General features: G+C 40.2%; 16 protein-coding genes. 13 read left to right on the top strand and 3 right to left on the bottom strand.

Annotated features, from left to right (window positions below; genetic code table 11):
- The first annotated feature begins 46 nt into the window (after positions 1 to 46).
- The 4 genes from M2419_RS02800 to M2419_RS02785 all read left to right on the top strand — a co-directional run bounded on the left by M2419_RS02800 (position 47) and on the right by M2419_RS02785 (position 3,411).
- A complete protein-coding gene (locus M2419_RS02800; protein WP_159727709.1) occupies positions 47 to 565 on the top strand; it encodes a hypothetical protein in 519 nt (172 codons plus the stop codon).
- Positions 552 to 1,052 carry a hypothetical protein gene (locus M2419_RS02795; RefSeq protein WP_070567934.1) on the top strand — a complete coding sequence of 167 codons (501 nt, stop codon included), beginning with the start codon at positions 552 to 554 and terminating at the stop codon, positions 1,050 to 1,052. The genes M2419_RS02800 and M2419_RS02795 overlap by 14 nt, the downstream gene beginning before the upstream one ends.
- Entirely contained in the window at positions 1,036 to 1,785 is a 750-nt protein-coding gene (locus M2419_RS02790) for a YoaK family protein (RefSeq protein ID WP_075993467.1), read from the top strand. The genes M2419_RS02795 and M2419_RS02790 overlap by 17 nt, the downstream gene beginning before the upstream one ends.
- Positions 1,786 to 1,947: 162 nt before the next feature.
- A complete protein-coding gene (locus tag M2419_RS02785) occupies positions 1,948 to 3,411 on the top strand; it encodes a glycoside hydrolase family 76 protein (protein WP_182331178.1) in 1,464 nt (487 codons plus the stop codon).
- A gap of 52 nt (positions 3,412 to 3,463) precedes the next feature.
- Here the strand turns inward: M2419_RS02785 and M2419_RS02780 are convergent, their stop codons facing one another.
- Together M2419_RS02780 and M2419_RS02775 are read right to left on the bottom strand one after the other, a co-directional pair.
- Positions 3,464 to 4,243, bottom strand: coding sequence for a response regulator (locus M2419_RS02780; protein ID WP_159727703.1), 780 nt, complete (start codon positions 4,241 to 4,243; stop codon positions 3,464 to 3,466).
- Positions 4,244 to 4,245: 2 nt separating this feature from the next.
- Positions 4,246 to 7,401 carry a sensor histidine kinase gene (locus tag M2419_RS02775; RefSeq protein WP_259254178.1) on the bottom strand — a complete coding sequence of 1,052 codons (3,156 nt, stop codon included), beginning with the start codon at positions 7,399 to 7,401 and terminating at the stop codon, positions 4,246 to 4,248.
- 173 nt (positions 7,402 to 7,574) lie between these two features.
- Between M2419_RS02775 and M2419_RS02770 the strand changes: the two genes are divergently transcribed.
- The 9 genes from M2419_RS02770 (at position 7,575) to M2419_RS02730 (ending at position 23,378) form a co-directional block, all read left to right on the top strand.
- Entirely contained in the window at positions 7,575 to 8,735 is a 1,161-nt protein-coding gene (locus M2419_RS02770) for an aldose epimerase family protein (protein ID WP_259254177.1), read from the top strand.
- Between the two features lie 201 nt (positions 8,736 to 8,936).
- Positions 8,937 to 12,098, top strand: a complete 3,162-nt coding sequence (locus tag M2419_RS02765; protein ID WP_259254176.1) for a TonB-dependent receptor — start codon at positions 8,937 to 8,939, stop codon at positions 12,096 to 12,098.
- Between the two features lie 4 nt (positions 12,099 to 12,102).
- Positions 12,103 to 13,923, top strand: a complete 1,821-nt coding sequence (locus M2419_RS02760) for a RagB/SusD family nutrient uptake outer membrane protein (RefSeq protein WP_259254175.1) — start codon at positions 12,103 to 12,105, stop codon at positions 13,921 to 13,923.
- A gap of 10 nt (positions 13,924 to 13,933) precedes the next feature.
- Complete coding sequence (locus tag M2419_RS02755; protein ID WP_259254174.1) at positions 13,934 to 14,608, top strand: DUF3823 domain-containing protein; 675 nt, start codon at positions 13,934 to 13,936, stop codon at positions 14,606 to 14,608.
- A 3-nt stretch (positions 14,609 to 14,611) separates the two neighbouring features.
- Positions 14,612 to 16,657, top strand: a complete 2,046-nt coding sequence (locus M2419_RS02750) for a glycoside hydrolase family 127 protein (protein ID WP_259254173.1) — start codon at positions 14,612 to 14,614, stop codon at positions 16,655 to 16,657.
- Between the two features lie 40 nt (positions 16,658 to 16,697).
- Positions 16,698 to 18,542, top strand: coding sequence for a glycoside hydrolase family 2 protein (locus M2419_RS02745; RefSeq protein ID WP_259254172.1), 1,845 nt, complete (start codon positions 16,698 to 16,700; stop codon positions 18,540 to 18,542).
- Positions 18,543 to 18,632: 90 nt separating this feature from the next.
- Positions 18,633 to 21,107, top strand: a complete 2,475-nt coding sequence (locus tag M2419_RS02740; protein WP_259254171.1) for a glutaminase family protein — start codon at positions 18,633 to 18,635, stop codon at positions 21,105 to 21,107.
- A gap of 41 nt (positions 21,108 to 21,148) precedes the next feature.
- Positions 21,149 to 22,249, top strand: a complete 1,101-nt coding sequence (locus M2419_RS02735; protein WP_228280182.1) for a family 43 glycosylhydrolase — start codon at positions 21,149 to 21,151, stop codon at positions 22,247 to 22,249.
- A gap of 67 nt (positions 22,250 to 22,316) precedes the next feature.
- A complete protein-coding gene (locus M2419_RS02730; protein WP_182331184.1) occupies positions 22,317 to 23,378 on the top strand; it encodes an acyltransferase in 1,062 nt (353 codons plus the stop codon).
- Here M2419_RS02730 and M2419_RS02725 read toward each other — a convergent pair.
- On the bottom strand, positions 23,370 to 24,314 hold the full coding sequence (locus M2419_RS02725; RefSeq protein ID WP_182331185.1) for an alpha/beta fold hydrolase: 945 nt from the start codon (positions 24,312 to 24,314) through the stop codon (positions 23,370 to 23,372). The two genes, M2419_RS02730 and M2419_RS02725, sit on opposite strands and share 9 nt — an antisense overlap.
- Between the last annotated feature and the right edge of the window lie 267 nt (positions 24,315 to 24,581).

The following is a 24,581-nucleotide window of genomic DNA, read 5'->3' as shown; positions in this document are numbered from 1 at the left end:
TCGGTTGCCATGACGACCTGTTAATTTTGTATAAAAATAATTGGATATGGCAAAGGCAATACGTGTATTGATTCCAAGTGATTTTACGATTGATTCGCTTTTTTTTGTGATTCATAGTATAGAGCGATCGACAGCCGAAGAACTTGATATCATTCTTGTCTATGGTAATAAGAGCAGTACATCGATCAGCGAACTATTGGGAATCACATTGGATGACCAACTCAGTAATCTTCAATCGGAGGACTTTTTGAAGGCCTGCCAGATGATCTGTCATCGTTATGAAAATCGTAAGCTAAATATCTATACAGATATCATCGGCTCTGACAATCTCAATTATTTACAACATTATTTGCGCGGAGCTCGGATTGATGAAGTCAAAGTTCCCACAGATTATGAATTTGAAAAAAGAACACGGCATTTTTTCGACGTCGGACAGGCTTTGCTTGACTTGAGTAAAAGTAAACAGAAGAATGTCTCGATTGTAGCAAGACCTGGGACAAACAAAACAGGAGGAAATGTCTTGGCGGATTTATTTTTTAACAAGAAATGGGATGTTAATTATTAAGAGAAAAATATTGGCGAGGTTCAACTTCGTCTTGTTGTCATTTTTGCTTTTAGGAGCTAGTTCAATGGTTATGTTTTATGAAAACCCCGAGCGGCTTTTAGAAGGGGAGTGGGAAGAGCAAGGTTGGTACTTTGAGAAAGTGGAGAAGTCTCCAACGTTCAAAAAACAGGCGGTTATCCATGAGGGAATAAAAGATGCTGCAATCGCTCACCTTCCACCCTTGCAGGATGGATTATGGCATTTTGAAAAAATGGGTGACAAAAATTTTATTGCCCATCACGAGGACAAACAATACAATTGGTTTTTGAAGGGACGAGGCCATATCCTTGAGCTTCGGAAAAATGATGAGCTTATAGAGAGCTTTGTCATACAAAAATTAAATAAAAACCAATTGATACTGCATCTTAACTTGGATATGCAGACGAAAGGAATTGCACGAATTGTGCTGAAAAAAGGAGGAAAGGAAAAGTATGCTGAGAAAATATAGCAATCATAGAACGATTCAAGATAATATCAAATTAGGGGGAATAACTGCATTCTCTGCGGGAATGGTCAATGTCGCATCTGTCATTGTCTTTTTCTCGTTTACATCCAATGTAACAGGTTATTATGCTGTTTTTGCGCAAGAGATTGCGAAAGGAAATTGGTATCAAGGTGCAGTAGTGCTATTTTGGATTTTACTTTTTCTAGTAGGGAGTATGCTTTCGAATCTTATCATCATTCATGGTAAAGGACGTTTTAGCTCCTATCTGACACATTCCATTCCCTTGGCATTGGAAATACTGAGTATATTATTTGTCGGAATATATCTTGATGTATTTTATGAAGATTCTTTGAAAGAAACAGAGATACTTGTCGGTGCATTGCTGTTTGCAATGGGATTACAAAATGGTTTAACAGCGAGCATATCCAATTCTGTTGTGAAAACGACACATTTGACAGGACTAACGACAGATTTGGCAATATTGATTTCGATGTTCACGAAGGAGTCCAACCGAAGCAATAAGGCGTTGGTCGACAAATTCCATTTACTGCTGAGTATCGTGGGAGCCTATGTCATGGGAGGGCTTGTGAGCGGTATTTCATTCACCTATTTATCGAATAAGACATTTTACGTGGTTTGTTTTGTTCTTTTAATCATTGGTTTGTACGACCACTACAAATTGTATCTGTTGAAAAAGCAATTTGTGAATCGTCATCGTCAGCCAGTGGCAGCTTAGTTGACCGAGAAAGTTCTTGGTTAACTAAGCAAAAGGGCAAAGAGTTTAATCGCATTTCAAAAAATGCGATTTTTTTTGTCCAAAAAATGCTTATCTTCAACCTCGGTTATCACGCTCTACCAAAGCGCATGAAAGACTACTTAATCAATTTAAAACCGTATCATGATCAAATTCTTTTCCATCCGGCCTTTTTGGGCACTCTCTCTAATTTCTCTGTCAGTATCACCCCTCTGTGTAAAACAGGTGTGTGCGCAAGAATTGCATAGCCAAAGATCAGTACATGATCAAAATAAAAGCCAACAGAATCTTTTACGGGCGATCCAATTGATTGATCGGTCAATGGAAGTCTATTTTTCTGGTGAAGATTTCAAAATGCATCGTTTTTATAATCCATTTACGCAGGTTCGATCCGAAGAAAAAGCGAGTGTATGGATGTACTCTGCTTCCATAGAAGCTGTAAATGCTGTGTTGAGCGGCTTGAAAAAGCAACAAAAGGCAGGTAATACCGAGCTTTACGGAAAGTATTATTCCCGCTATGTGGATTTATTGGCTAAGCTTCATGCAAATGCAGCTTATTATTTAGGGACATTTACGCTAACATCTTTTACACAACATAAAGAATGGACGGTGTATGCTGTCGATCGCGTCCGAGAAAAAGGAAAAGCAAATGTAACGGGAGTTTTGAATGTCTATGATGATCAGATGTGGTTGGTACGGGAATTATTGGAAGCCTATCACTTGACTGGGCAAGAACGTTATTTGCAAGAAGCTGAATACCTTACTGCTTATGTTCTTGATGGTTGGGATTGTACTTTGGATGAGAAAGGGAAAGAGCATGGCGGAATTCCTTGGGGTCCAGGATATGTAACTAAGCATGCCTGTAGCAATGCACCGATTATTAGTCCGCTTGTTGCATTGTATGAAATCTATAAAAAGAAAGGAGACCAAATCGTTGCGCATTCCATTGATCAGAAAGATAAATTAACCCGTATTTCTAAAAAAGAGAAGAAGAGCGATTTTTATCTCCGTTATGCTAAAAGGATTTATGACTGGCAAAAGGTGTATCTTCTTAATGAAAAAGGTGTTTATGCGGATATGATGGGTGATTGCTTTCCAGATTGTTCGATAGCTTATGAAACGGTCAATGGTGTACAATATCGAAAAAATACTGAGCTCAGAAAAGCGGTTGGAACAGCATTTTCCTATAATAGTGGCACGATGATTTCCGGAGCAGCAGACTTATATCGTGTTACGAAAGCAAAAAGCTATTTAGAAGATGGCAAGAAACTGGCCGATGCGACTTTTACTTATTTTGGAAAGTTAGGGCAGCAGATTCCTGAGCACTATACCTATGCGACAGATGGTTTTAATAATTGGTTTAACGGCGTGTTGTTAAGAGGGTATACCACTATATCTCCGAATTACAGCAAGGCTGGAATGTATGCAAAATCTTTTCAGGATAACTTGGATTATGGCTATACCCACTTCTTGAAAGATGGATTTCTGCCGAATGACTTGCTTGGAGGCTGGGCAAATGACAAAGGTAAGAATGATTTGGAAGGAATGTTCATGTTCACTTATGCAGCACAGTATGCAACACTTGCGCAAGTTGAACCAACAAAATAGGTGCACGCGTGGACGGACACCTATTTTTATTCAGATATGATTATTTGCTTGTTCAAGATTTAGATAAAGCAGTTTGAGCGTCCTGAAATTCGGTAGGACTTTGGCCAAACTGCTTTTGAAAATTACGTGAGAAATGAGTTGCCGAACTATAGCCCAATAAATTAGAAATTTCGTAAACTTTATATTGTTTTTGAATAAGCAGTTCTGCTGCTTTTCTGAGCCGAGTTAAATTAATCAGTTCATTGGGTGATAGGCTGGATACCACATTGATTTTGCGATAGAGTGTAGGTCTGCTCATACAGAGAATATCGGCCATTCTATCGACATTAAACTGGGGATCATCGAGATGTTGCATAATGATTTCTTCAATCCTCAGCAAGAACTCTTGTTCACTTTGATTTTGCCCGATCTGTTGGATTTGCGACATCGGATTTTTAATGAAAAATTCCTTGACCTTAACTCTATTCTTTAATAAACTCGCTATTTGTGCTCTTAAAAAAGCGGGCGAAAAAGGTTTTTCAATGTAAGCGTCGGCACCAAATTCTAAACCCTGAATTTTTGATTCAATACTATTTTTTGCCGTCAAAAGTATAACTGGAATATGTGCATAAGCGATATCTTCCTTAATTTTTTGACAGAGCTCAAAACCATCCATTTCTGGCATCATTACATCACTTACGATCAGATCGAAATATTCAGAGGCTAATAAATCTAGGGCTTCTCTTCCATTAGAACTCGTTGTTATCTGATAATCTTCATTGAGATCATCCGCAATAAATTCAAGCAGTTCGGTATGATCATCTACTAATAATAAATTGGATTTGGCATTCATAATTATGGGTTTGTATTGTGGTTCAAAGGTAACGTCAAGCTAAATACGTTCAATTGGAGGTCGTTTGTACTATATAACAAGGTACCTTGGTGTTTTAAGGTTAGGGATCTTGTCAATGCCAAGCCTAGACCACTTCCAGGAACATTCTTATTTTGCTTTAAACGATTGAATGGTTCAAAAATTCTTTCCCTTTCTTCTGAAGGAATTAAAGCTCCGTCGTTTTTCACGGTCAATATAAAGATATTTTTCTGTTTATCCATATTCAAATTCACTTCAATATAGGATGAGGAATATTTAAGCGCATTATTCAATAAGTTGTAACAAATCTTGTCGAAAGCGTCGATATCGACCTGACCTATAATATCTGGCATAATGTGCGACACAATCTGCTTTCCCTGCGCCTGGAGTGTGACCGTAAAATTGTTGATGATTTCCTGAACCGTTTGGCTTATGTTTTCTGACTCAAAGTGTAATTTGAATCCTTCCGTTTCGACCTGCCTAAAATCCAGTAATTGGTTACTAAGCGCAATCAACTTCTCCGTATTGTTCTGCATGGTCAATAACAGCTTGTCTGTTACAGGATTGTGATCTACCTTATCCATAAGCTTCTCTAAGGGGGCTTTGATCAATGTCAACGGTGTGCGTATTTCATGGGCAACATCGGTGTAAAAATTGATTTTTGAGCGGTAGAGTTCTTGCTCACGTAGATTTTGTACGGTTAGAAGGTGTTGTCGATTGCGTTGTTTGATCTTTTCATTGAAATGATGAATAACAAATACAATGAGCCCCACAAGGATTAGTGCGTAGCAAACAAAAGCCGGTATACTTGCCCATATAGGAGGAAGAATCGTGATTTTAAGACTAGCAAAGGTGGGTATTGTGTTACCATTTGGATCCTCCGCTTTTACGGTAAAAACATAGTTCCCAGGCGCAAGTTTGGTGAAGTAAGCACGTTGGTTGCTTGTAATGTCTATCCAACTGTCGTCAAGGCCGTCCATTTTATAACTATAATGAATTGAATGGGGGGCTTGATAGTGTAATGCCGCGAAATCGAGACTGAAGGATGATTCGTCGTGTTTCAGTTTGATTTTATCCGTGAACAGAATTGATTTGGACAGAATATTTGCATCGGTATATTGATTGATCGCTCTATTGTTGATGTAAAAATTAGTAATGTAAATTGGAATTTGATTTTTATAGTTGATCTGGTTCAGCTTTTCGGGGTTGAAACGTATAAGTCCATTGATGGTACCGAAATAGAAGTTCCCATTGTCGTCATCAAAAGATGAATTGTAATTGAACTGAATCGTCGGTAGGCCTGACTCCAAGTTGAAGATCCGTTTTCTGCCATTGGGCAGATGATAGCGCACCAGCCCTTTAGAGGTACTTACCCAGAGATTCTGTTGTTTGTCTTCTAAAAATGCGAGCGTTACGTTACTGGGCATTCCTTCTTCTAGGCCAATGTTTTCAAAACTGTCCTGATTTGATTTCTTCTTAGCCATTCCACCTTCAGTGGCGATCCAAATTTGATTTTTTGAATCCTCAAATAGACTATTGACCCTATTGTTAGGCAAGGAATTGGGATCGTTCTGGCTATGGGTAAAATGCTTGAAATACTTTGTTGTAGGATTATAGCAAAATAACCCATCGCGCCATGTACCTACCCAGATATTCCCCTCTTTATCTTCCAAAATAGTCGTGTAAAACATGTATTCAGGGACATTATTAATGAGGTGAAAAGACTTTTTTTCAAAGTTAAACCGGTACAAGCCACGAGTTGAAGCAGCTATAATGTCTCCTTTTCGAGTTTTATAGAGATAAAATAGAAAATTGCTTTGTAGATCAGAAGGGTTTGTATTGTTATTGCGATCGATGTGATAAATGACTTTTTGAAGCTTTGGCGAAAATATGTCCAGACCATTGACGAAGGTACCGATCAGCAGTTTATCTCCAATGGGAAGAACGCCATGGATATTATTGTTTGCTAGATTCCCCCGCTTATCGGAAAAGTTCTGGATATTACCAGAATTAGGGTCCAGTTTAGATAGGCCTCCGTTTTCGGTGCCTATCCATATATTCTGGTCGATATCTTTTTTTATAATGCGTACAACAGAGCCTTTTAGGCTCCCGGGGCGATCTTGTGGGAGGAATTTTTCGATTATACTATTGTTCTTATGATAATAGTTGATCCCACCAAAATAGGTTCCCAGCCAAATACCCTCATCCTTGTCCTGTAGGATGTTATAAATGGCATTGTCAGATATACCCCAAGGGTTTTCTTGTTCTTTTTGAATGTTGATGTAACGTCGACTAGCAATTTGATAAATGAAGAGGCCAGACTCCGTTGCAAACCAATATTCATGATCATTTGGCTGTATAATATCTCTGACATAGAGAAATTGATGCAGTTGATCCGGGCCAAGTATGGGCTTTAAAGACTGGTCTTTAAATCGGTAGCTGTAGACTCCGGTTTTTGAAGTACCAATCAATAAGTCTCCGTCGCGGTTTTCCATTATTTTCTCAATACTAAACCAATCCTTAGCACCATATTTTGCTTGAAAGTCAAGCATGAGTACGGGTTTTCCGGAAGTACCTATTTGGAAGATTTTGCCTTCAGGAGTTCCAAAAAATACAGATCCATTTTTTGTGCAGCTGATGGACGTAATGTAGAGATCTGATTTTGTAAATTGTTGAATTGCGTGACTAACTAAATCATGGCAATAGAGCATTCCATTTGATATAAACCAGATCCTTTTGCGTTGATCGGTAATAATAACGGGGACGTCCGCATTTTCAAATTGTTTACTCAGTAATCTAAATTGTTCATCGACGGGGTTGTAACAATAGATTCCCTGATCTGTACCAATCCAAATTCTCTTTCGAAAATCTTCTTTCAATGAAATGATATTATTGCCACCCAGGCTATTTTTTCCAGATTTTGACGCATCAAAATGTTTGAAATTATTACCATCAAAACGATTTAACCCATCTTTTGTACCGAACCAAAGAAAGCCCTGACTATCTTGCATACTACAAATGACAGCATTGTTAGACAATCCTTCATTGATTTGATAATGATTGAAATAATAAGGTTGCGCATGGAGCAACGAGGGGAGCAACAGAAAAAATAGAAGACGTAAAGGCTTTAGGTTGATCATGATCATTTGGTTATTGATACAAAATAGTGCTAAAATGAAACAATTTAATCTTAAAATTTCTAAAAAAATTAAGACTTTAGCTTATATATTGTAAGCGTTAAAATTATAAAAAATCTAGAAAAGGACGTACGTTCTATCTAAACAAAGATTATAAACCATTTAAAATATTACGAATGAGAGGAAAATTGACCTTGCTTGGTCTTTCTGCAATGCTGGCATATTGTGTGTCTTGTCAGCAATCGACGGGTTCTAAAACTTCAAAAGCAGATTCTTTATCGGCCTTCATGGATACCGCACAGTTCAGCGGAACTATTGATCAAAAACAGGCTTATCTATATGAACTGAGCAATAAAAATGGCGTACAAGCTTATTTTACTAATTTTGGTGCACGTTTAGTGGGATTATGGGTACCTGACAATAAGGGTGAGTTATGCGATGTTGTTTTGGGCTTTTCTAAAGCGGCTGATTATAATAATCCCAAAGAACCATTTTTTGGTACTATTGTAGGGCCTTTTGGTAATCGGATCGCTAAGGGAAAATTTAAATTGGATGATAAAACCTATACATTGGCGGTAAATAACGGCCCTAATACATTACATGGAGGTTTTAAAGGTGTGCATTTTGCCAATTGGACATTAAAATCGTCAGATAAATCGTCTCTTACTTTTGCTTACACTTTACCTGATGGACACGAGGGTTTTCCAGGAAACATCCAGATGGAAGTGACCTATACGCTTAACGATAATAATGAATTGATGATTGCCTATCGTGCTACTTCCGATAAAAAGACGGTGATCAATTTGACCAACCATGCTTACTTTAATTTAAATGGTGAGGGAAGCGGTACAATTCTGGATCATCAGCTTCAATTGTTTGCTAATGAATACACACCAGTTGATAGTACACTCATACCAACAGGGCAATTAGCACCGGTAAAGGGAACAGCTTTTGATTTTACTAGCTTGAAACCAATAGGAAAAGATATTAATGTCAATGATCAGCAACTGAGCTTTGGAAAGGGGTATGATCACAACTTTGTTTTAAGCAAGGAGAAAGATGGCGAGTGGTACAAAGCAGCCCACGTGATTGGAGATAAATCGGGTATTGTTATGGATATTCTGACCGCAGAACCTGGAATACAATTTTACAGTGGTAATTTCATGAACGAGCAGGTGCAATTGAAGAACGGGAAAAAAGACTCCTTTCGCACAGCTTTTTGTCTTGAACCGCAGCATTTTCCGGATGCACCAAATCAGCCCAATTTTCCAACAACCGTACTAAACCCCGGGCAAGTTTATCAAACGAAATCCCTGTATCGTTTTTCGGTAAAATAATACATATTTAATAATGATTGGTTTGAAAGTACACCACTGAAAAGAGGTGTGCTTTCTCTTTTTAATAGACTTTAAAACGTTTTAGGTCTATTTTATTTATTTGATACAAATAGGCAGTTTTTTGAGAAAAAACGAAAGTCTGTACGATTGAATATACCTTAATTTTGGACAAATCAATTATACAAACTAATCAATCTAGGTATGTTTAAGGGTCTTAAATGTCTGCCACTATCTGCTACATTGCTCTGCTGTGCGAGCAGTTTTATCCCCTTAGCAAAGGGAGCTAATTTAATTCCAGTTTCTTCAGAAGGGATCGAGTTGCAAAAAGCAATAAAAGGGGTTGTTAAGGATAAGGATGGCAATCCTATTGTAGGAGCGACGGTCGCATTGAAATCCAAACCCAATATTGCAGTCTCAACAGATGCGAAAGGTAATTTTAACCTGACAGGTGTCAATGCCGGTGAACTTTTGACCGTAAGATCTGTAGGCTACCTTTCCAAAGAAGTGATGGCAATTGCTGACTTGGCAATCACTTTGGAAGATGAAAATTCGCGCATTGATGAAGTGGTCGTTGTAGGTTACGGTACGCAGAAGAAAGAATCCGTTACCGGTGCAATCACCGCAATTTCTTCCCAGGATATCTCCAGATCTGTTGCTACAACAACGTCTGGAGCTTTGGTAGGTAAGATTGCAGGGGTCAATAGCCGGATGTCGGATGGACGTCCTGGCGCGTGGACGGGGATCAGCATCCGAAATATGGGGACTCCCCTGTATGTGATTGACGGTGTTCAAAAGGATGAAGGGCAATTCAATAACTTAGATTTCAATGATATTGAATCCGTTTCAGTGTTGAAAGATGCTTCGGCAGCGATTTATGGCGTTCGAGCAGCCAATGGTGTTGTCGTCGTAACAACAAAAAAGGGGAAGCGTGGCGATAATAACAGCTTCAATATTAATTCCTACTACGGTTGGCAAAGCATGTTTCGTTTTCCTAAACCTGCAGATGCCAGTACTTATGTAAAGAGCTACATTCAATCGGATGCCATTCTTGGTGTGAAGGATCCCAAGTATACATTAAGAGATCTTGAAAAATGGCAACAAGGTACTGAAAAGGGATATCGCCCTTTTGATTGGTATGATTACATCTTAAAAACCAGTCCGCAGACCTATATTTCTGGAAACGTGAGCGGTGGGTCTGAAAAAATCAATTATTACTTAAGTGCAGGGCATCTCGATCAACAATCCATTATCCGTAATTATGGTGGTTTCAAACGTACCAATGTACAGATGAACATTGACGCGAGCGTATCAAAACGATTAAAAATAGGTGCCAATTTGAACGGGCGTATTGAACAACGTAAACAACCTGGGGTACCAGGAGCAGATGATACCTGGCAAGCATTATTTGCTATATATCGCAACTTGCCTACTGCGCGGCCATTTGCAAATGACAACCCGCTTTATCCAACACAAACTGCGGCCAATACTGAGACAAATTTCGCGATGTTAAACTACGACCTTTCAGGAACCTATAAAGAAACCTGGCGCGTCATGCAGTTAAATTTCAATGCAGAATATAAGATTACAGACGATTTGGTGGCCAAAGGAACGGTAGGGTATTATTTGGCCAATAAATGGATGGATAATCAGGAGTTTACTTACAAATTGTATGGCTATGATGAGAAGACGGATACTTATCCGGTCATATTCAGCATGGACAATCCATGGCGGGAAAGGTCCATTGCCCAAATCGAAGAAATTTCAACACAATTTACTTTAAATTATAACAAACGATTCGGAAAGCATGGTGTAAATGCCGTATTAGCAGCGGAGTCAATTAAACGTGATAACCCCGATGTCTATGTACATGATCGGCCAGCATCAAATGCATTGAGTTTGATCTATTTTCAAACGATGGATACCTATAATGATACTGGAGTAAATACGCAGGCGAGAGCAGGTTTTGCAGGTCGGGTCAATTATGACTACGATCAAAAGTATCTTCTGGAACTTTCTTCGCGCTATGATGGCTCCTGGAAATTTGCTCCTGGAAGTCGATGGGGATTTTTCCCTTCAGCATCCGCTGGGTGGCGAATTTCATCCGAAAAGTTCTGGACAGAAGGCATGCGGAAGGTACTTGACGATGTTAAACTCCGGGGATCTTATGGGATATTGGGGGATGACAATTTGGATGATTGGAAATATTATGCTTTTGGTTATTTAAGTGGATATACCTATAATTCAAAAGGTTCAACGATTGACGGGAAATATGTTATTGGTACGCAGCCTCGCGGACTTCCGGTTAAAACACTTTCCTGGATTGAGGCGCATATGTTAAATGTGGGACTGGATTTTAGCACATTAAAAGGAAGACTGACCGGTAGCTTGGATTTCTTTCGAAGGAAAAGAAGCGGTCTACCGGCTTCTCGAAATGATGTATTGATACCGAATGAGGTTGGTTTTAGTCTACCCTACGAAAACTTAAACTCCGATATGCATAAGGGTATCGATGGCTCAATTATGTGGCGAAGTAAAGCTGGTGATTTCAATTATTTTGTGGGCGGGAATTTTACATTTGCCCGTCAGATCGATGGGGAACAATACAAACCACGGTTTGGAAATTCCTGGGATCAATATCGGAACTCCATTTTTGATCGCTATGCTTATCTAAATTGGGGTTTACATGCTACAGGACAGTTTCAGTCGTGGGAAGAAATTGCAAATTATGATATAGACAATGATCGTCAGGGAAATTCAACCTTGAGACCGGGAGATATAAAATATGAGGACATCAACGGGGATAAAGTGATCAATGAGTTGGATCAGCGGCCGATAGGGTATAGACAAGGCGGACTTCCTTATTTCAATTTTGGAATCAACCTGGGAGGCCAATTCAAGGGATTTGATTTGGCTATGGATTTGACAGGAGCAGCATTTGCATCCTATCGACCTAATTACGAAGCGATGAATCCTTTCCACGATGGTGGAAATAACCCACAGTATTACATGGAGAATCAATGGATGCTAAGTGATATTACCAACCCGAATAGCACATTGATCCCGGGTAAGTATCCGACTTTAATTAGGGGAAATCAAAACCATAGTAATTATTGGCACAGTGATTTTTGGCTCACCAACGTTAATTATATAAAACTAAGAAATCTTCAGATTGGATACACGTTGCCAGATAAATGGATGAAAGCCCGTGGAATCCAAAAATTACGAATTTATACGATGATGCAGAATCTGTTCAGTATAGATAATTTGGGTGATATGAAAATCGATCCGGAAATTACAAGTGATTCGGGTGTTCAATATCCAACAAACCGAGTTATAAATGTGGGTGTTAATTTAACTTTTTAATGAAATGATAAAGAGGAAGGTTATTTTATTGGGTGTATGTTTTGTATGTGCATTTTCAAGCTGTAATAAGTTTTTGGACCGGGAATCACAAGCTATTTTTACCGACGATCAGATATTTTCAGATCAAAATATGGTGAAGTCAGTGTTGGCCAATTATTATGGAAGAGTTAGCTGGGGCCAGCAATTTGGTGATAATGGCTCCTTTGCAATGCTGGATGAAGCCGGATTTTCGAGTGGTTCTCCCAACAATATGCAGGAGTTTCCAAATGATTTTTGGCGGATGTACGATTATGAATTGATCCGCAATCTAAACCAATTTATTGTAGGCGTCCGTCAATCAACATTGGATGAAAATAATAAAAAGAGCATCGAAGGGGAAGCTCGCTTTATTCGTGCTTGGACGTATTTCAATATGATTAAGCGTTTGGGCGGAGTGCCGCTGGTGGGAGATAAGGTGTATGATTATACAAGTGGGATGGATGCAGCCGAATTGCAGTTATCGCGTGCCACGGAGGCTGAAAGCTATAATTATGTCATCAGTGAATGTACTGAAGCGGCTAAAATGTTAGGATCCGACAAAACGGTGAATTCGGCAAGAGCCAACAAATGGACTGCACTGGCCCTAAAAGCTCGAGCAAGCTTATATGCTGCCTCCATTGCCAAGTATAACTATAAAACTCCCGACGTGAAGACTGCGGGAAATGAAGTTGGTATCCCGGCGTCGGAAGCAACCAAATATTATCAAACGGCTTACGAAACCGCTTTGGATATCATAAATAATAGTCCTTATGCGCTGTATAATGCAAATCCTGATAAGGGCAAGAATTTTTATTTGGCTGTAACCTCTAAATCTAGCAATGAAGTAATTTGGGCGAAAGACTATGCTTATCCTGGTGAGACCCATTCTTTTACCAATAATAATATTGCGTCATCAGTCCGCGGTGATATTGATGCCAATTTCGTAACACCCGTTTTAAATTTAGTGGAAGCATTTGAATATACGAATGATCGAAAAGGCGATTTGAAAACGAAGACCGCTGCTGGTGACTATATTTATTATAGCAACCCCGAAGATCTTTTTGCAAATAAGGATGCACGCTTGTATGGGACAGTAATATACTCGGGAGCCGACTTTGCAGGAACGAAAATAACATATCAGGCCGGGGTACGGTATAAAGAAAATGGTGCCTGGAAGACCGTAACAGGTTCGCCTGGCGCCTCAAACGATAAATATGGCGGGCTTATTACTAGCGAAGACGGACCTACGACTTCCAACGATATGTATGTCAACAAAACTGGATTTAATATCAGGAAATTTATCGACGAAAATAAAGATGCCTCTACTCGTGGGCGTGGATCAGATATCTGGTTTGTGCGCTTCCGTTATGCTGAATTTTTGTTGATCGCTGCAGAGGCAGGCCTGGAGCTTGGTAAACCACAAGCCGAGCTGACAGGATATGTCAATAAGATTAGAGAGCGTGCGGGAATACAGGCATTGACGACCATTTCCTTGAATGATATTATTCAGGAACGTCGCGTTGAATTTGCTTTCGAAGATCATCGCTATTGGGATCTCAAGCGTTTACGGATTGCACACGAAATTTGGAATGGAAGCGCTGATAATTACAATGCGGTGCATTATGCATTGTTTCCTTACAAAATATATGCTCCAGGAGATCCTAATGATGGTAAGTGGATTTTTGAGAAACAGAAATCGAGTCATACACTCTATCCACGAAATTTTAAATATCAAAACTATTATAATTTCATTGACCAAAATTGGATTAATAACAATCCGAAGCTAGTCCGAAATCCTTATCAATAGCATTACTCTTATGAAAACTTTTTTTTGTAAATTAATAGTCAGTTTGTGTTTGCTCTTGGGTGTTTTTGCTTGTGGCAAAGATAATTATGATGCGCCACAAAGTACATTAAGTGGTCATGTAACCTATAATTCCAAACCTTTGGGGCTGAGAGGATCCAATCAATCGGTCTATCTTCAACTCTGGCAGGATGGTTATCAATTTCGGTCTCCTATTAATGTGTACTTGACTCAAGATGGTTCGTTTTCCGCAAAACTGTTTGATGGAAAGTACAAATTGGTGACGACAAGTGGAAATGGACCATGGTTGAGCAGTGCCGATACCTTGCTGGTTGATGTAAAGGGTAATACCACAGTAGATTATCAGGTGAAACCTTATTACATGATGAGTAATATAACCTATAACGTACAAGGAAATACCCTTAAAGCATCTTTTGATATCGAAACGATAGATGCTTCAAGAACCATTGATTTAGTCACTTTACTGGTCAATGATACAAAATTTGTGGATTTGGGCCAATATACTTACAAGATTGAACAAACTGGAATAAATGCCGGCCATGTCGAATTAGAACTGGATATCAAAGATATTTTGACAAAGAGTGCTGCAGTGTATGCGCGCGTAGGATTGCGGGTAAATGGTATTACTGAAGCCCTGTACGATATTGAACCAAAGAAACTAAAATAAAAAATGATTAAAAGAATTGGCTTTTTAAACTTATTGATGGGGCTTGGTTTAGCTGCGTCGGCGCAATCCGGAATTGCGACTTCCGTAAATCAATTACCCTTGACAGGTAAGAACTCACAATATATAAACAATAGGGCTCCGTTAAAACAAAATGCCTTGCTGAAGTTGCCGGTGGGTAGTATCGTGCCTGAAGGCTGGTTAGGGAAGTATCTCGAGTTGCAAAAAGATGGTCTTACAGGCCATTTGGGAGAAATTAGTGCCTGGTTGTCCAAAAAAAATAATGCTTGGTTAAGTACGGATGGGAAAGGAGATTATGGCTGGGAAGAAGTTCCTTATTGGTTAAAAGGCTACGCTAATTTGGGCTACATCTTGAAAGATCCTAAGATAATAGCAGAATCAAAAATCTGGTTAGAGGCTGCGCTAAGAAGCCAGCGTCCTGATGGATACTTTGGACCATTGATCCTGCGTAATAACAAACCTGATCTTTGGGGGAATATGTTGATGCTATGGTGTTTGCAATCCTATTATGAATATAGCGGTGACCAACGTGTTTTAACGTTGATGACCAATTATTTTAAATGGCAGGCCAATTTGCCGGATAGTTTTTTTCTCAAGGATTATTGGGAAAACAGTCGTGGTGGTGACAATTTGCTATCCGTATATTGGCTCTATAACAGAACACAAGGTAATGAATGGTTGATGGATTTAGCGGATAAAATCCATCGGAATACAGCCAATTGGCGGCAGAAAGATGATTTGCCCAATTGGCATAATGTCAACGTAGCGCAGTGTTTTAGAGAGCCAGCAACCTATTATCTGAAAAGCCAATCGACTGCAGATCTTAATGCAACCTACGATAATTTTAATTTTGTCAGACAAGTATTTGGTCAGGTTCCGGGCGGCATGTTCGGTGCCGATGAAAATGCACGTCCGGGATATACCGATCCCCGTCAGGGAGTGGAAACCTGTGGAATGGTGGAGCAGATGGCTTCCAATGAAATCCTTCTCGGGATAACAGGCGATCCTTTTTGGGCGGATCATGCGGAAGAAGTTGCTTTTAATACCTACCCAGCCGCTGTGACAGCCGATTTTAAAGCATTACGCTATATCACGAGCCCTAATATGACTATCAGCGATAGCCATAATCATGCTCCTGGGATTGATAATAATGGGCCATTTTTAATGATGAACCCCTTCAGTTCACGTTGTTGTCAACATAATCACAGTCAGGGCTGGCCATATTATGCGGAGCATCTGTATATGGCAACGAATGATAATGGTGTTGCGGCAGTACTTTATGCCGCATCAAAAGCTGAAATCAAAGTCGGAAACAATCAATCCATTCAGATCAGACAAGAATCCAATTATCCGTTTGAAGAATCGCTACGATTTGAAATAGGAACACAGGGTAAAACAGTTGATTTTCCCTTTTATCTCCGTATACCTGTCTGGGCGAAACAAGCCAAAGTAACCGTTAATGGTAAAAGTCAGGCTATAGAAGCTGGAGCAAAATATATTCGGATTGAACGGAAATGGAAAGACGGCGACAAGGTCGAACTCTCCTTACCGATGACCATAGATCTGAAAACTTGGGCTGCCAATAAAAATTCAGTTAGTATCCAGCGTGGACCATTGACCTATGCACTCAAAATCAAAGAGAATTATGTGAAAAAGGATAGTAAGGCTTCGGCAATTGGGGATTCTAAATGGCAGGAGACTGCAGATCCATCAAAATGGCCATCCTATGAAATCCTTCCTGCAAGTGACTGGAATTACGGACTTGTACAAAATCAGTTACAAGCTGTTGACCAACTAAAAGTGGTCAAACGACCATGGCCTAAAGATGCATTTCCTTTCGACGCAGAAGCAGTACCTATTTCGATTCTTGTGAAAGCGAAACGTATTGATGGATGGAAAATTGATGAAAATGGACTAACGGGCGTATTGCCCCTGAGTCCGGTGGAAAGCAAGGGCGAGGTGCAGGAAGTTGAACTGATTCCCATGGGAGCAGCACGTTTGCGCATTGCTGCTTTTCCAACTGTGAAATAATGTAAATACGATATATAAATTAATGACTTAACGATTTTTTATGATGAAGAAAACCTTACTTTTTGCCAGTTTGATGATGGCAGCACAATTGAACTTTGCTCAGGATTGGAAACCCGCAGGGTCACATATATTAACCCCTTGGGGCGAGAAAGTAACGGCACAAAAGCCACATCCTGAATATCCTAGACCACAATTAACCAGAGCCAATAACTGGCAGAATTTAAATGGACTATGGAAATATGCTGTCACTCCAGTAGGTACTAAAGAGATTCCTCGTCAATGGGACGGAAATATCCTTGTTCCTTTTGCTATTGAATCGGCATTGTCCGGTGTTGGTAAAGAGGTCGGGAAAGATAAAGCGTTATGGTATAATAATACTATAACATTGGACAAGTCTGTCAATAAAAATAAGGTCCTGTTGCATTTCGGTGCCGTAGATTGGCAATGTGATGTGTATGTAAATAACCAATTGGTCGGAAGACATGAAGGTGGTTTTGATCCATTTTCGATGGATGTGACAAGCTTCCTAAAGAAAGGAGCGAAACAGGAAATAGCCGTTCGGGTATGGGATCCGACTGATGATGGTCCACAACCACGGGGTAAACAAGTGAACAAGCCGAATGGTATATGGTATACACCAGTGACGGGAATTTGGCAAACCGTTTGGTTAGAAAGTGTTCCCCAAACTTACATCGTGAGTACCAAACAGACTCCGCGTTTGGACGATGGAGTCTTGGCCTTTCAGGCTTCAGTAGAAGGAAGTCAAGCCGGTGACGAAATAAAGGTGCGTGCATTGGATGGCGGAAAGGTTATTAAAGAACAAACAGGACAACCGAATACATCTTTCGATCTTTCGGTACCTAATCTGGAGCCATGGTCCCCAAGTAACCCTAAGCTCTATGATCTAGAAATTCAGCTGATTCGAAAAGGAAAAGTCGTAGATCAGGCGAAAAGCTATTTTGCCATGCGGAAAATAGCCATGCAGAAAGACGAAAATGGCGTTCAACGTTTAATGTTAAACAATAAGTTTACCTTCCAATATGGTCCATTGGATCAAGGCTGGTGGCCAGATGGTCTACATACAGCACCAACGGATGAAGCGCTGAAGTTTGATGTTGTCAAAACAAAGGAAATGGGATTCAATATGATCCGTAAACATATCAAAGTAGAACCGGCGCGCTGGTACCGTTACTGCGATAGTATAGGTATGCTTGTCTGGCAAGATATGCCTAGCGGCGATCTTGGCGGAAACCATTGGGATATGCAACCGGGAAAGATTTCTGGAGGAAATAGGGATAAAGTACGTTCGCAGGAATCTGAGGGGTACTACAGAAAAGAGTGGAAAACCATTATGGAAGTGTTGCATAATTACCCAAGTATTGTCATCTGGGTACCGTTTAATGAGGCTTGGGGGCAATTCAAAACGAAGGAAATAACGGAATGGACAATGGCTAATGACCCTTCAAGACTCGTAAATAGTGCCAGCGGTGGTAACTTTATGGAAACTGGACATATCTTGGATATCCACAATTATCCCGACGCAGCCATGCCTGATCCAAATTTATTTGGCGCCAAACAAGTGCTTGCATTGGGTGAGTTTGGTGGTCTGGGATTACCGATCGACGGGCACTCCTGGCAACAAAAAGACAACTGGGGATACCAAAGTTTTAAAAATAAAACGGAATTATTGGAGCGCTATAAACGCCTGATCCATGACTTGACACGTCTAATTCCTATGGGATTGTCTGCCGCTGTTTATACACAGACGACAGATGTGGAAGTAGAAACAAATGGTTTGATGACCTATGATCGTAAAGTTGTCAAAATGCCTGAAGCAGAATTGAAAGCTGCACATCAGGCGCTTTATAATGCACCTACCAAATAATTGATAGCGATATGGCCGCAACTCGGGTTGCGGCCTAAATTTATCGCTGAAAGTATACCCGTCAACCTAAACCTATTTTATACGAAATCAATGAAATTAAAATTACTAATTGCAACGGCTATTGTATGTCAATCGGTATCGTCGTTTGCACAAAAACAAATCCTCAAGAATGATCTTCGCGCGCCTGCCTATCCTTTAGTAACAATTGACCCCAATACAAGTGCCTGGTCCTATAGCAACGAATTGAATGCGGATGTTGTACGCCATTGGACCGGAAAATCCTTCCCCTTATTGGGCGTCCTTAAAGTGGATGGGAAATCCTATCGCTTCTTAGGTAAAGAAGAAGCTGAACTCTTGCCGTTGGCACGGATGGGTGAACATGCGGCTTGGACCGGAAGTTATGTTGTCAATGAACCCGCCTCGGACTGGATGAAACCTTCATTTGATGCACGGCAATGGAAGACGGGGGCAGCGCCATTCGGTACCAAGGATAAAGAACCCAATGTGGAGACTGATTGGCAGGAGCCTAAAATTTGGGTTAGAAGGGAAGTTGAACTGAGTGAGGATCTTACGGGCAAATCCGTATATATCGAATTTACACATGACGATGACGCTATTTTGTACGTCAACGGTATTGAGGTTACTAATACAGGCAATTTGACAGGTAAAAATAGTCGGGTCAAGCTGCCCGATCATGTCGTAAAAACATTGAAGAAAGGAAAAAATATACTCGCGGGTTATTGCTATAATAGGGTAGCGAATGGATATTTTGATTTTGGACTCTTTACAGAAAAAGATGGTAGTATTCAATTCGACAATGAAGCGAAGCAGATCGCTTCCAATGTGCAGGCAACACAAACACATTATTCGTTTAACTGCGGGCCGGTCGATTTAAATATTACATTTACTGCGCCGATGTTTCTGGATAAATTGGACTTAATGGCTAGACCCGTAAATTATCTTTCCTATACGGTCCATGCGAAGGATGGCAAGAAACACCAGGTACAACTTTATTTGGAGGCAGCACCAAATTGGGCACTGAATTCTCCACTTCAAGATGCTGCAAGCAGTTCCTTTGTCTCAGGAAATCTCCAGTTTGTAAAGACAGGAAGCAAAAGCCAGCAGGTTCTAGGAAGGAAAGGTGACGATCTACGGATAGATTGGGGGTATTTCTATATGGCTGGTGCAAAATCAAAGACAAAGTCCGCGGTCGGAAGTAGCCATCAATTACGGTCTAATTTTCTGAAGAGTGAAAATAGCTCTTCTTCAAATGGAGGACAACAATTGGCACTGATGCAAACTTTTGATGTCTCATCAAGCTACCAGGATAAGATCTTGTTGGGGTATGATGACCTGTATTCCATCCAATATTTTGGACAAAATTTACGACCTTATTGGAATACCAATGGAAATAGTTCCATTGAGAAACAATTTGAACTGGCCGACAAAGAGTATACTGCTCTCAAAAAGGCTGCTGATAAATTTGATGCCGAATTATGGGGTACAGCTTTGCGCAACGGAGGTGAGGACTATGCTGCATTGTGTGCCTTGGCCTATAGACAGGCAATCGCCGCTCATAAACTTGTAAAAGCACCCAATGGCGATCTGCTTTTACTGTCCAAAGAAAATGATAGCAATGGGTCAATAGGAACTGTTGATGTAACCTATCCTTCGGCTCCGATTTTCCTTTACTATAATCCGGAACTGGCAAAAGCACTAATGAACGCCATTTTTTATTATAGTGAAAGCAATAAGTGGACAAAACCTTTTGCTGCGCATGATGTTGGGACCTATCCTTTGGCGAATGGCCAAACTTACGGTGGGGATATGCCTGTCGAAGAATCGGGAAATATGTTGATATTAACTTATGCTTTAGCGAAGGTCGAAGGAAATGCAGCTTATGCCAAAAAACATTGGAAAGTGTTGTCTACCTGGGTAGATTATTTAGTAGATAAAGGTCTTGACCCTGAAAATCAGTTGTGCACAGATGATTTCGCGGGCCATTTTGCACATAATGCCAATTTATCAATTAAAGCTATTTTAGGTATTGCATCTTACGGTTATCTAGCCCAAATGCTTGGTGAAGAGGCTACGGCGAAAAAGTATCTGACCGAAGCAAAAGCAATGGCTATGAAATGGAAAAAGATGGCTGAAGATGGGGATCACTATAAGTTGACTTTTGATAAAACCGGAACCTGGAGCCAAAAGTATAATATGGTCTGGGATAAATTGCTTAAGATGGATATTTTTGATCCCTCTATTCGTGAAACTGAAATTAAATACTATCTCGGCAAACAAAATAAATACGGACTTCCCCTGGACAATCGTCAGCCTTATACCAAAACCGATTGGATTATTTGGACGGCGACCATGGCAAATGACAAGCCTACCTTTGAGGCATTTTTAAAGCCAGTCTACCATTTTATGAACGAAACAATAGACCGTGTTCCCATGTCGGATTGGACGTATACAGACCGTCCTAAGAGAGCTGGATTTAAAGCAAGATCCGTTGTTGGGGGGTATTTTATCAAAATGTTGGAAGAGAAATTGGGAAAAGCAAAATAGCTTTTCCTGTGATGAAGAAAATAGTATAAAAAAATAATAAGATGTTGAATGCAATGTTGTTCAGATATTGGATCGGCGCAGTTGCAATACTGAACTTGTTGAGCTCCTGCGGAAGCTCTCCAGGTTCAGTTAAGCAGTCGGGTCAAATAACAAATGCTACGGCTCAGCATAAGACCTACAGCAATCCGGTTTTTGAGCCTATACTTGCTGATCCTACAGTCGTTAGAGATCCTCAGAGCAAAATGTTCTACGCATACGGGACAGCCGACAATTGGGGCGACGGAAAGGGACAGCGTTTGGTGTCTATTCTACAATCGGCTGATCTTGCTCATTGGACCTGGATTGGCACGGCCTTCAGCTCAAAACCGAGCTGGAAAGCCGAGGGGGGAATCTGGGCACCAGATGTGGTGCGGTTAAATGGTAAGTATATCTTATATTATGCTTATTCAACATGGGGAGACCCCAACCCCGGTATTGGTGTAGCCCTAGCAGATAGACCGGAAGGCCCCTTTATCGATCAAGGTAAACTTTTTGATAGCAAGGAGATCGATGTACCTAATTCAATAGACCCTTATTTTTTTACAGAAAATGAGCAGAATTATCTGTTCTGGGGTAGTTTTAGTGATGCGAATACGCAGGGAACATATGGTGTTGAACTCGATGAAAATGGGACCGCGGTACCCGATTTAAATAAAAAATTTAAAGTTGCTGCTGGGGATTTTGAAGCTGTCGTGATCCATAAACGGAAAGGATATTACTACTTTATCGGATCCAAGGGCTCCTGTTGTGAAGGAGAAAAAAGCAGTTATCATGTTCTTGTGGGTCGCTCTCGCAAGCTGAAGGGACCTTATATCGATCAAGAGGGGCGTAATCTTACACAGCGGGGGAGTGGAACGTTGTTGTTAAAGGGAAATGATCAATTTGTGGGGACTGGTCATACTTCGCGCATTATTACAGACGATAAGGGAAAAGATTGGATACTCTATCATGGTATGGACCCAAAGCGGCCTCGTGTTGCGACGGGGGGAAATCGTCGGATGCTATTTTTGGATCAGATTGTCTGGGATAAGGACTGGCCCAAAATTGAAGGGGCAACCAGTAGTGTTGCAGTGCAACGGGCCCCAACGTTTAATTTTAAATAGAATTTTCAATAGCTAGCAGCGGATGGTCTACTTTTGTGGATCTGGATTTTCGCTGTCCATAAAAAATATGATACATCAAACGAAGAAACATTTTGAACTTCTTGACGCCATGCGTGGGGTGGCCGCAATTGCAGTCGTACTGTTTCACTTTATGGAAATTGCACAACCGGATTATCGCAATAGTTTTATTCCACATAGCTATTTAGCCGTTGATTTCTTCTTTTGTTTATCGGGTTTTGTAATTGCCTATGCTTATGATCAGAAGCTGGTCACAATTGGTCTAAAACGATTCTTCCTCTTGCGTTTGTTAAGATTGCATCCATTGGTTATAATCGGTACATTAATTGGTTTATTGGCATTTATGTACGACCCATTCAGTAATTTGGCCAGCTCATTTTCCGTCTTACAGAAGATAGGGATGTTTATTAGTGGGATAACCTTGATCCCATACCCAGCTGTACCAGAGCGATATTTTAATCTTTTTCATTTAAACCCACCTACATGGTCGCTATTTTGGGAGTATATCGCCAATATAGCCTATGCTTTGATACTGGTACGCATTCCAAAAAAGGTTCTTTGGGGAATAGTGCTCCTCGGTGCGGCAGCGCTATGTGTCGAATCATTTCGTTCCGGCTATTTAGCTGTAGGTTTTGGGGCAGATAACTTTTGGGCTGGGGGAATCCGTTTATGGTTTTCATTTTCAATGGGACTACTTATTTTTAGGTCGAACTGGACTATTTCGAACAAGCTTTCTTTTTTCAGTGTTCTTGGTCTGCTTGCTGTCGTATTTTTCATTCCGTTTTCTGATGTTTATGGTAAGTACATCGATCCTATTGTCGTTATCTTTTATTTTCCTTTATTGCTCATGCTGGGGATAGGAGGACTACCTGTTTTTGGAGGGGTCAAGAAGTTATGCAAGTTCTTAGGTGATATTTCCTATCCGCTCTATATCATTCATTATCCATTTATCTGGATTTTTATGAGCTATGTGGAGCTCCATCACCCATCGAATAAGCAAATGGCTGTGATTATTATAATTGGAATGCTGTCGTTGATTTTTGTAGCTTTATTGGTCTTTAAATATTTAGATGAGCCTATTCGGAAATATTACAGCCGGAAACTAAACTAAATGGCGATGAAGCCAGGTACTGATGAACTGGAATACCTCCATTTCGCAGTCTTCATTTAAAATTTCATGCCGCATGCCTGGATATAATTTAATGGTTATATCGGTCTGCCCCTGTGCACTTAACTGCGCTACGCTCTTTTCAACGCCCATTCCAAAATCTCCAATTGGATCATCCTGTCCGCTGATAAATACAATTGGAAGATTTTTTGGGATATTCTTGGTAGCTTCGATATCTGTCGCTTGCAAGGAAAGGTCTAACACGGTATGAAATCCATTGTTGGTAAACAACCCCCCACAAAGGGGATCTTCCAAAAATGAAATACGGTTTGTCTTGCTTACGCTTAACCAATTGCTGTTATTTTGGTTGGGCTCGTTCTTAAATCGAGCATTGTTGCGCCTGTCAAAAATACGGTTGATCAATTTACTTCTTCTTTTTGGGGCAATACTATTGAGAAAAGTGAGTAAAAGGCGAAAAGCTGTGGAACCTTTTTGACGTTGGCCTGTCCCCACGATGATGGCTCCCTTAAATTGTATTCCTTTTTTCTGTAACACGCAGCGTGTTACAAAGGATCCCATGGAATGCCCTAAAATAAATTGAGGCAGTTGGGGATATGTTTTTCTCAAGAAATTACTCATTGTAATGGCATCATCAATGAGTTGTTCTTTAGCCCCATGCTGTTTAAAATACCCCAATTGATCGGCATCTAGAGCTGTCTTTCCATGGCCCAATTGATCGTAGGTTAAAACCGCAAAATTCTGTGTTGTCAGATAATTGGCCAATTCTTCATACCGACCACTATGCTCCTGCATGCCATGTACCAGGAGTATTGTCGCCACTATCTGATTGTCGTCGGGTACATACAAACGATAGAAAATTTTATGTTCATTTTCAGTCGTCGCGCTGATTGTATAAAAATTGGATGCTACCTTGCTCATTATACCTCTTTATTTTAAGTAAACTAAGATAATTTTAGTGCATTTGCAAGTTTAACAATCTTCTTTCCGATTTTGTTCGGATGAGACCGAAAGGCTTTAAGGGTAGTTGACCAATGAAAATTAGCACGATTAATTTTTGTGGTTTGGGAATATTTTTTAGATTTGCATTAATTTAGAATTAATTTAAATAAAGTAGTTATTCTATTTTAAACATGGACTTGTCTGTATGCAGAAATTGTTGTACAAAATCGAATTCGGAAAGCTCCC

This window comes from Sphingobacterium sp. BIGb0116, from assembly GCF_024808035.1.
GTDB classification, from domain to species: domain Bacteria; phylum Bacteroidota; class Bacteroidia; order Sphingobacteriales; family Sphingobacteriaceae; genus Sphingobacterium; species Sphingobacterium paramultivorum.
The sequence above is the reverse complement of the archived record's forward strand: the minus strand, read 5'-3'. Positions and strand labels throughout refer to the sequence as shown.

Excerpts from the sequence above, each read along its gene's own strand:
- M2419_RS02775 (WP_259254178.1), bottom strand. The coding sequence starts at position 7,401 with ATGATCAACCTAAAGCCTTTACGTCTTCTATTTTTTCTGTTGCTCCCC.
- M2419_RS02770 (WP_259254177.1), top strand. The coding sequence starts at position 7,575 with ATGAGAGGAAAATTGACCTTGCTTGGTCTTTCTGCAATGCTGGCATAT.
- M2419_RS02795 (WP_070567934.1), top strand. The coding sequence starts at position 552 with ATGTTAATTATTAAGAGAAAAATATTGGCGAGGTTCAACTTCGTCTTG.
- M2419_RS02760 (WP_259254175.1), top strand. The coding sequence starts at position 12,103 with ATGATAAAGAGGAAGGTTATTTTATTGGGTGTATGTTTTGTATGTGCA.
- M2419_RS02745 (WP_259254172.1), top strand. The coding sequence starts at position 16,698 with ATGATGAAGAAAACCTTACTTTTTGCCAGTTTGATGATGGCAGCACAA.
- M2419_RS02765 (WP_259254176.1), top strand. The coding sequence starts at position 8,937 with ATGTTTAAGGGTCTTAAATGTCTGCCACTATCTGCTACATTGCTCTGC.
- M2419_RS02780 (WP_159727703.1), bottom strand. The coding sequence starts at position 4,243 with ATGAATGCCAAATCCAATTTATTATTAGTAGATGATCATACCGAACTG.
- M2419_RS02785 (WP_182331178.1), top strand. The coding sequence starts at position 1,948 with ATGATCAAATTCTTTTCCATCCGGCCTTTTTGGGCACTCTCTCTAATT.
- M2419_RS02790 (WP_075993467.1), top strand. The coding sequence starts at position 1,036 with ATGCTGAGAAAATATAGCAATCATAGAACGATTCAAGATAATATCAAA.
- M2419_RS02730 (WP_182331184.1), top strand. The coding sequence starts at position 22,317 with ATGATACATCAAACGAAGAAACATTTTGAACTTCTTGACGCCATGCGT.
- M2419_RS02735 (WP_228280182.1), top strand. The coding sequence starts at position 21,149 with ATGTTGAATGCAATGTTGTTCAGATATTGGATCGGCGCAGTTGCAATA.
- M2419_RS02740 (WP_259254171.1), top strand. The coding sequence starts at position 18,633 with ATGAAATTAAAATTACTAATTGCAACGGCTATTGTATGTCAATCGGTA.
- M2419_RS02750 (WP_259254173.1), top strand. The coding sequence starts at position 14,612 with ATGATTAAAAGAATTGGCTTTTTAAACTTATTGATGGGGCTTGGTTTA.
- M2419_RS02725 (WP_182331185.1), bottom strand. The coding sequence starts at position 24,314 with ATGAGCAAGGTAGCATCCAATTTTTATACAATCAGCGCGACGACTGAA.
- M2419_RS02755 (WP_259254174.1), top strand. The coding sequence starts at position 13,934 with ATGAAAACTTTTTTTTGTAAATTAATAGTCAGTTTGTGTTTGCTCTTG.
- M2419_RS02800 (WP_159727709.1), top strand. The coding sequence starts at position 47 with ATGGCAAAGGCAATACGTGTATTGATTCCAAGTGATTTTACGATTGAT.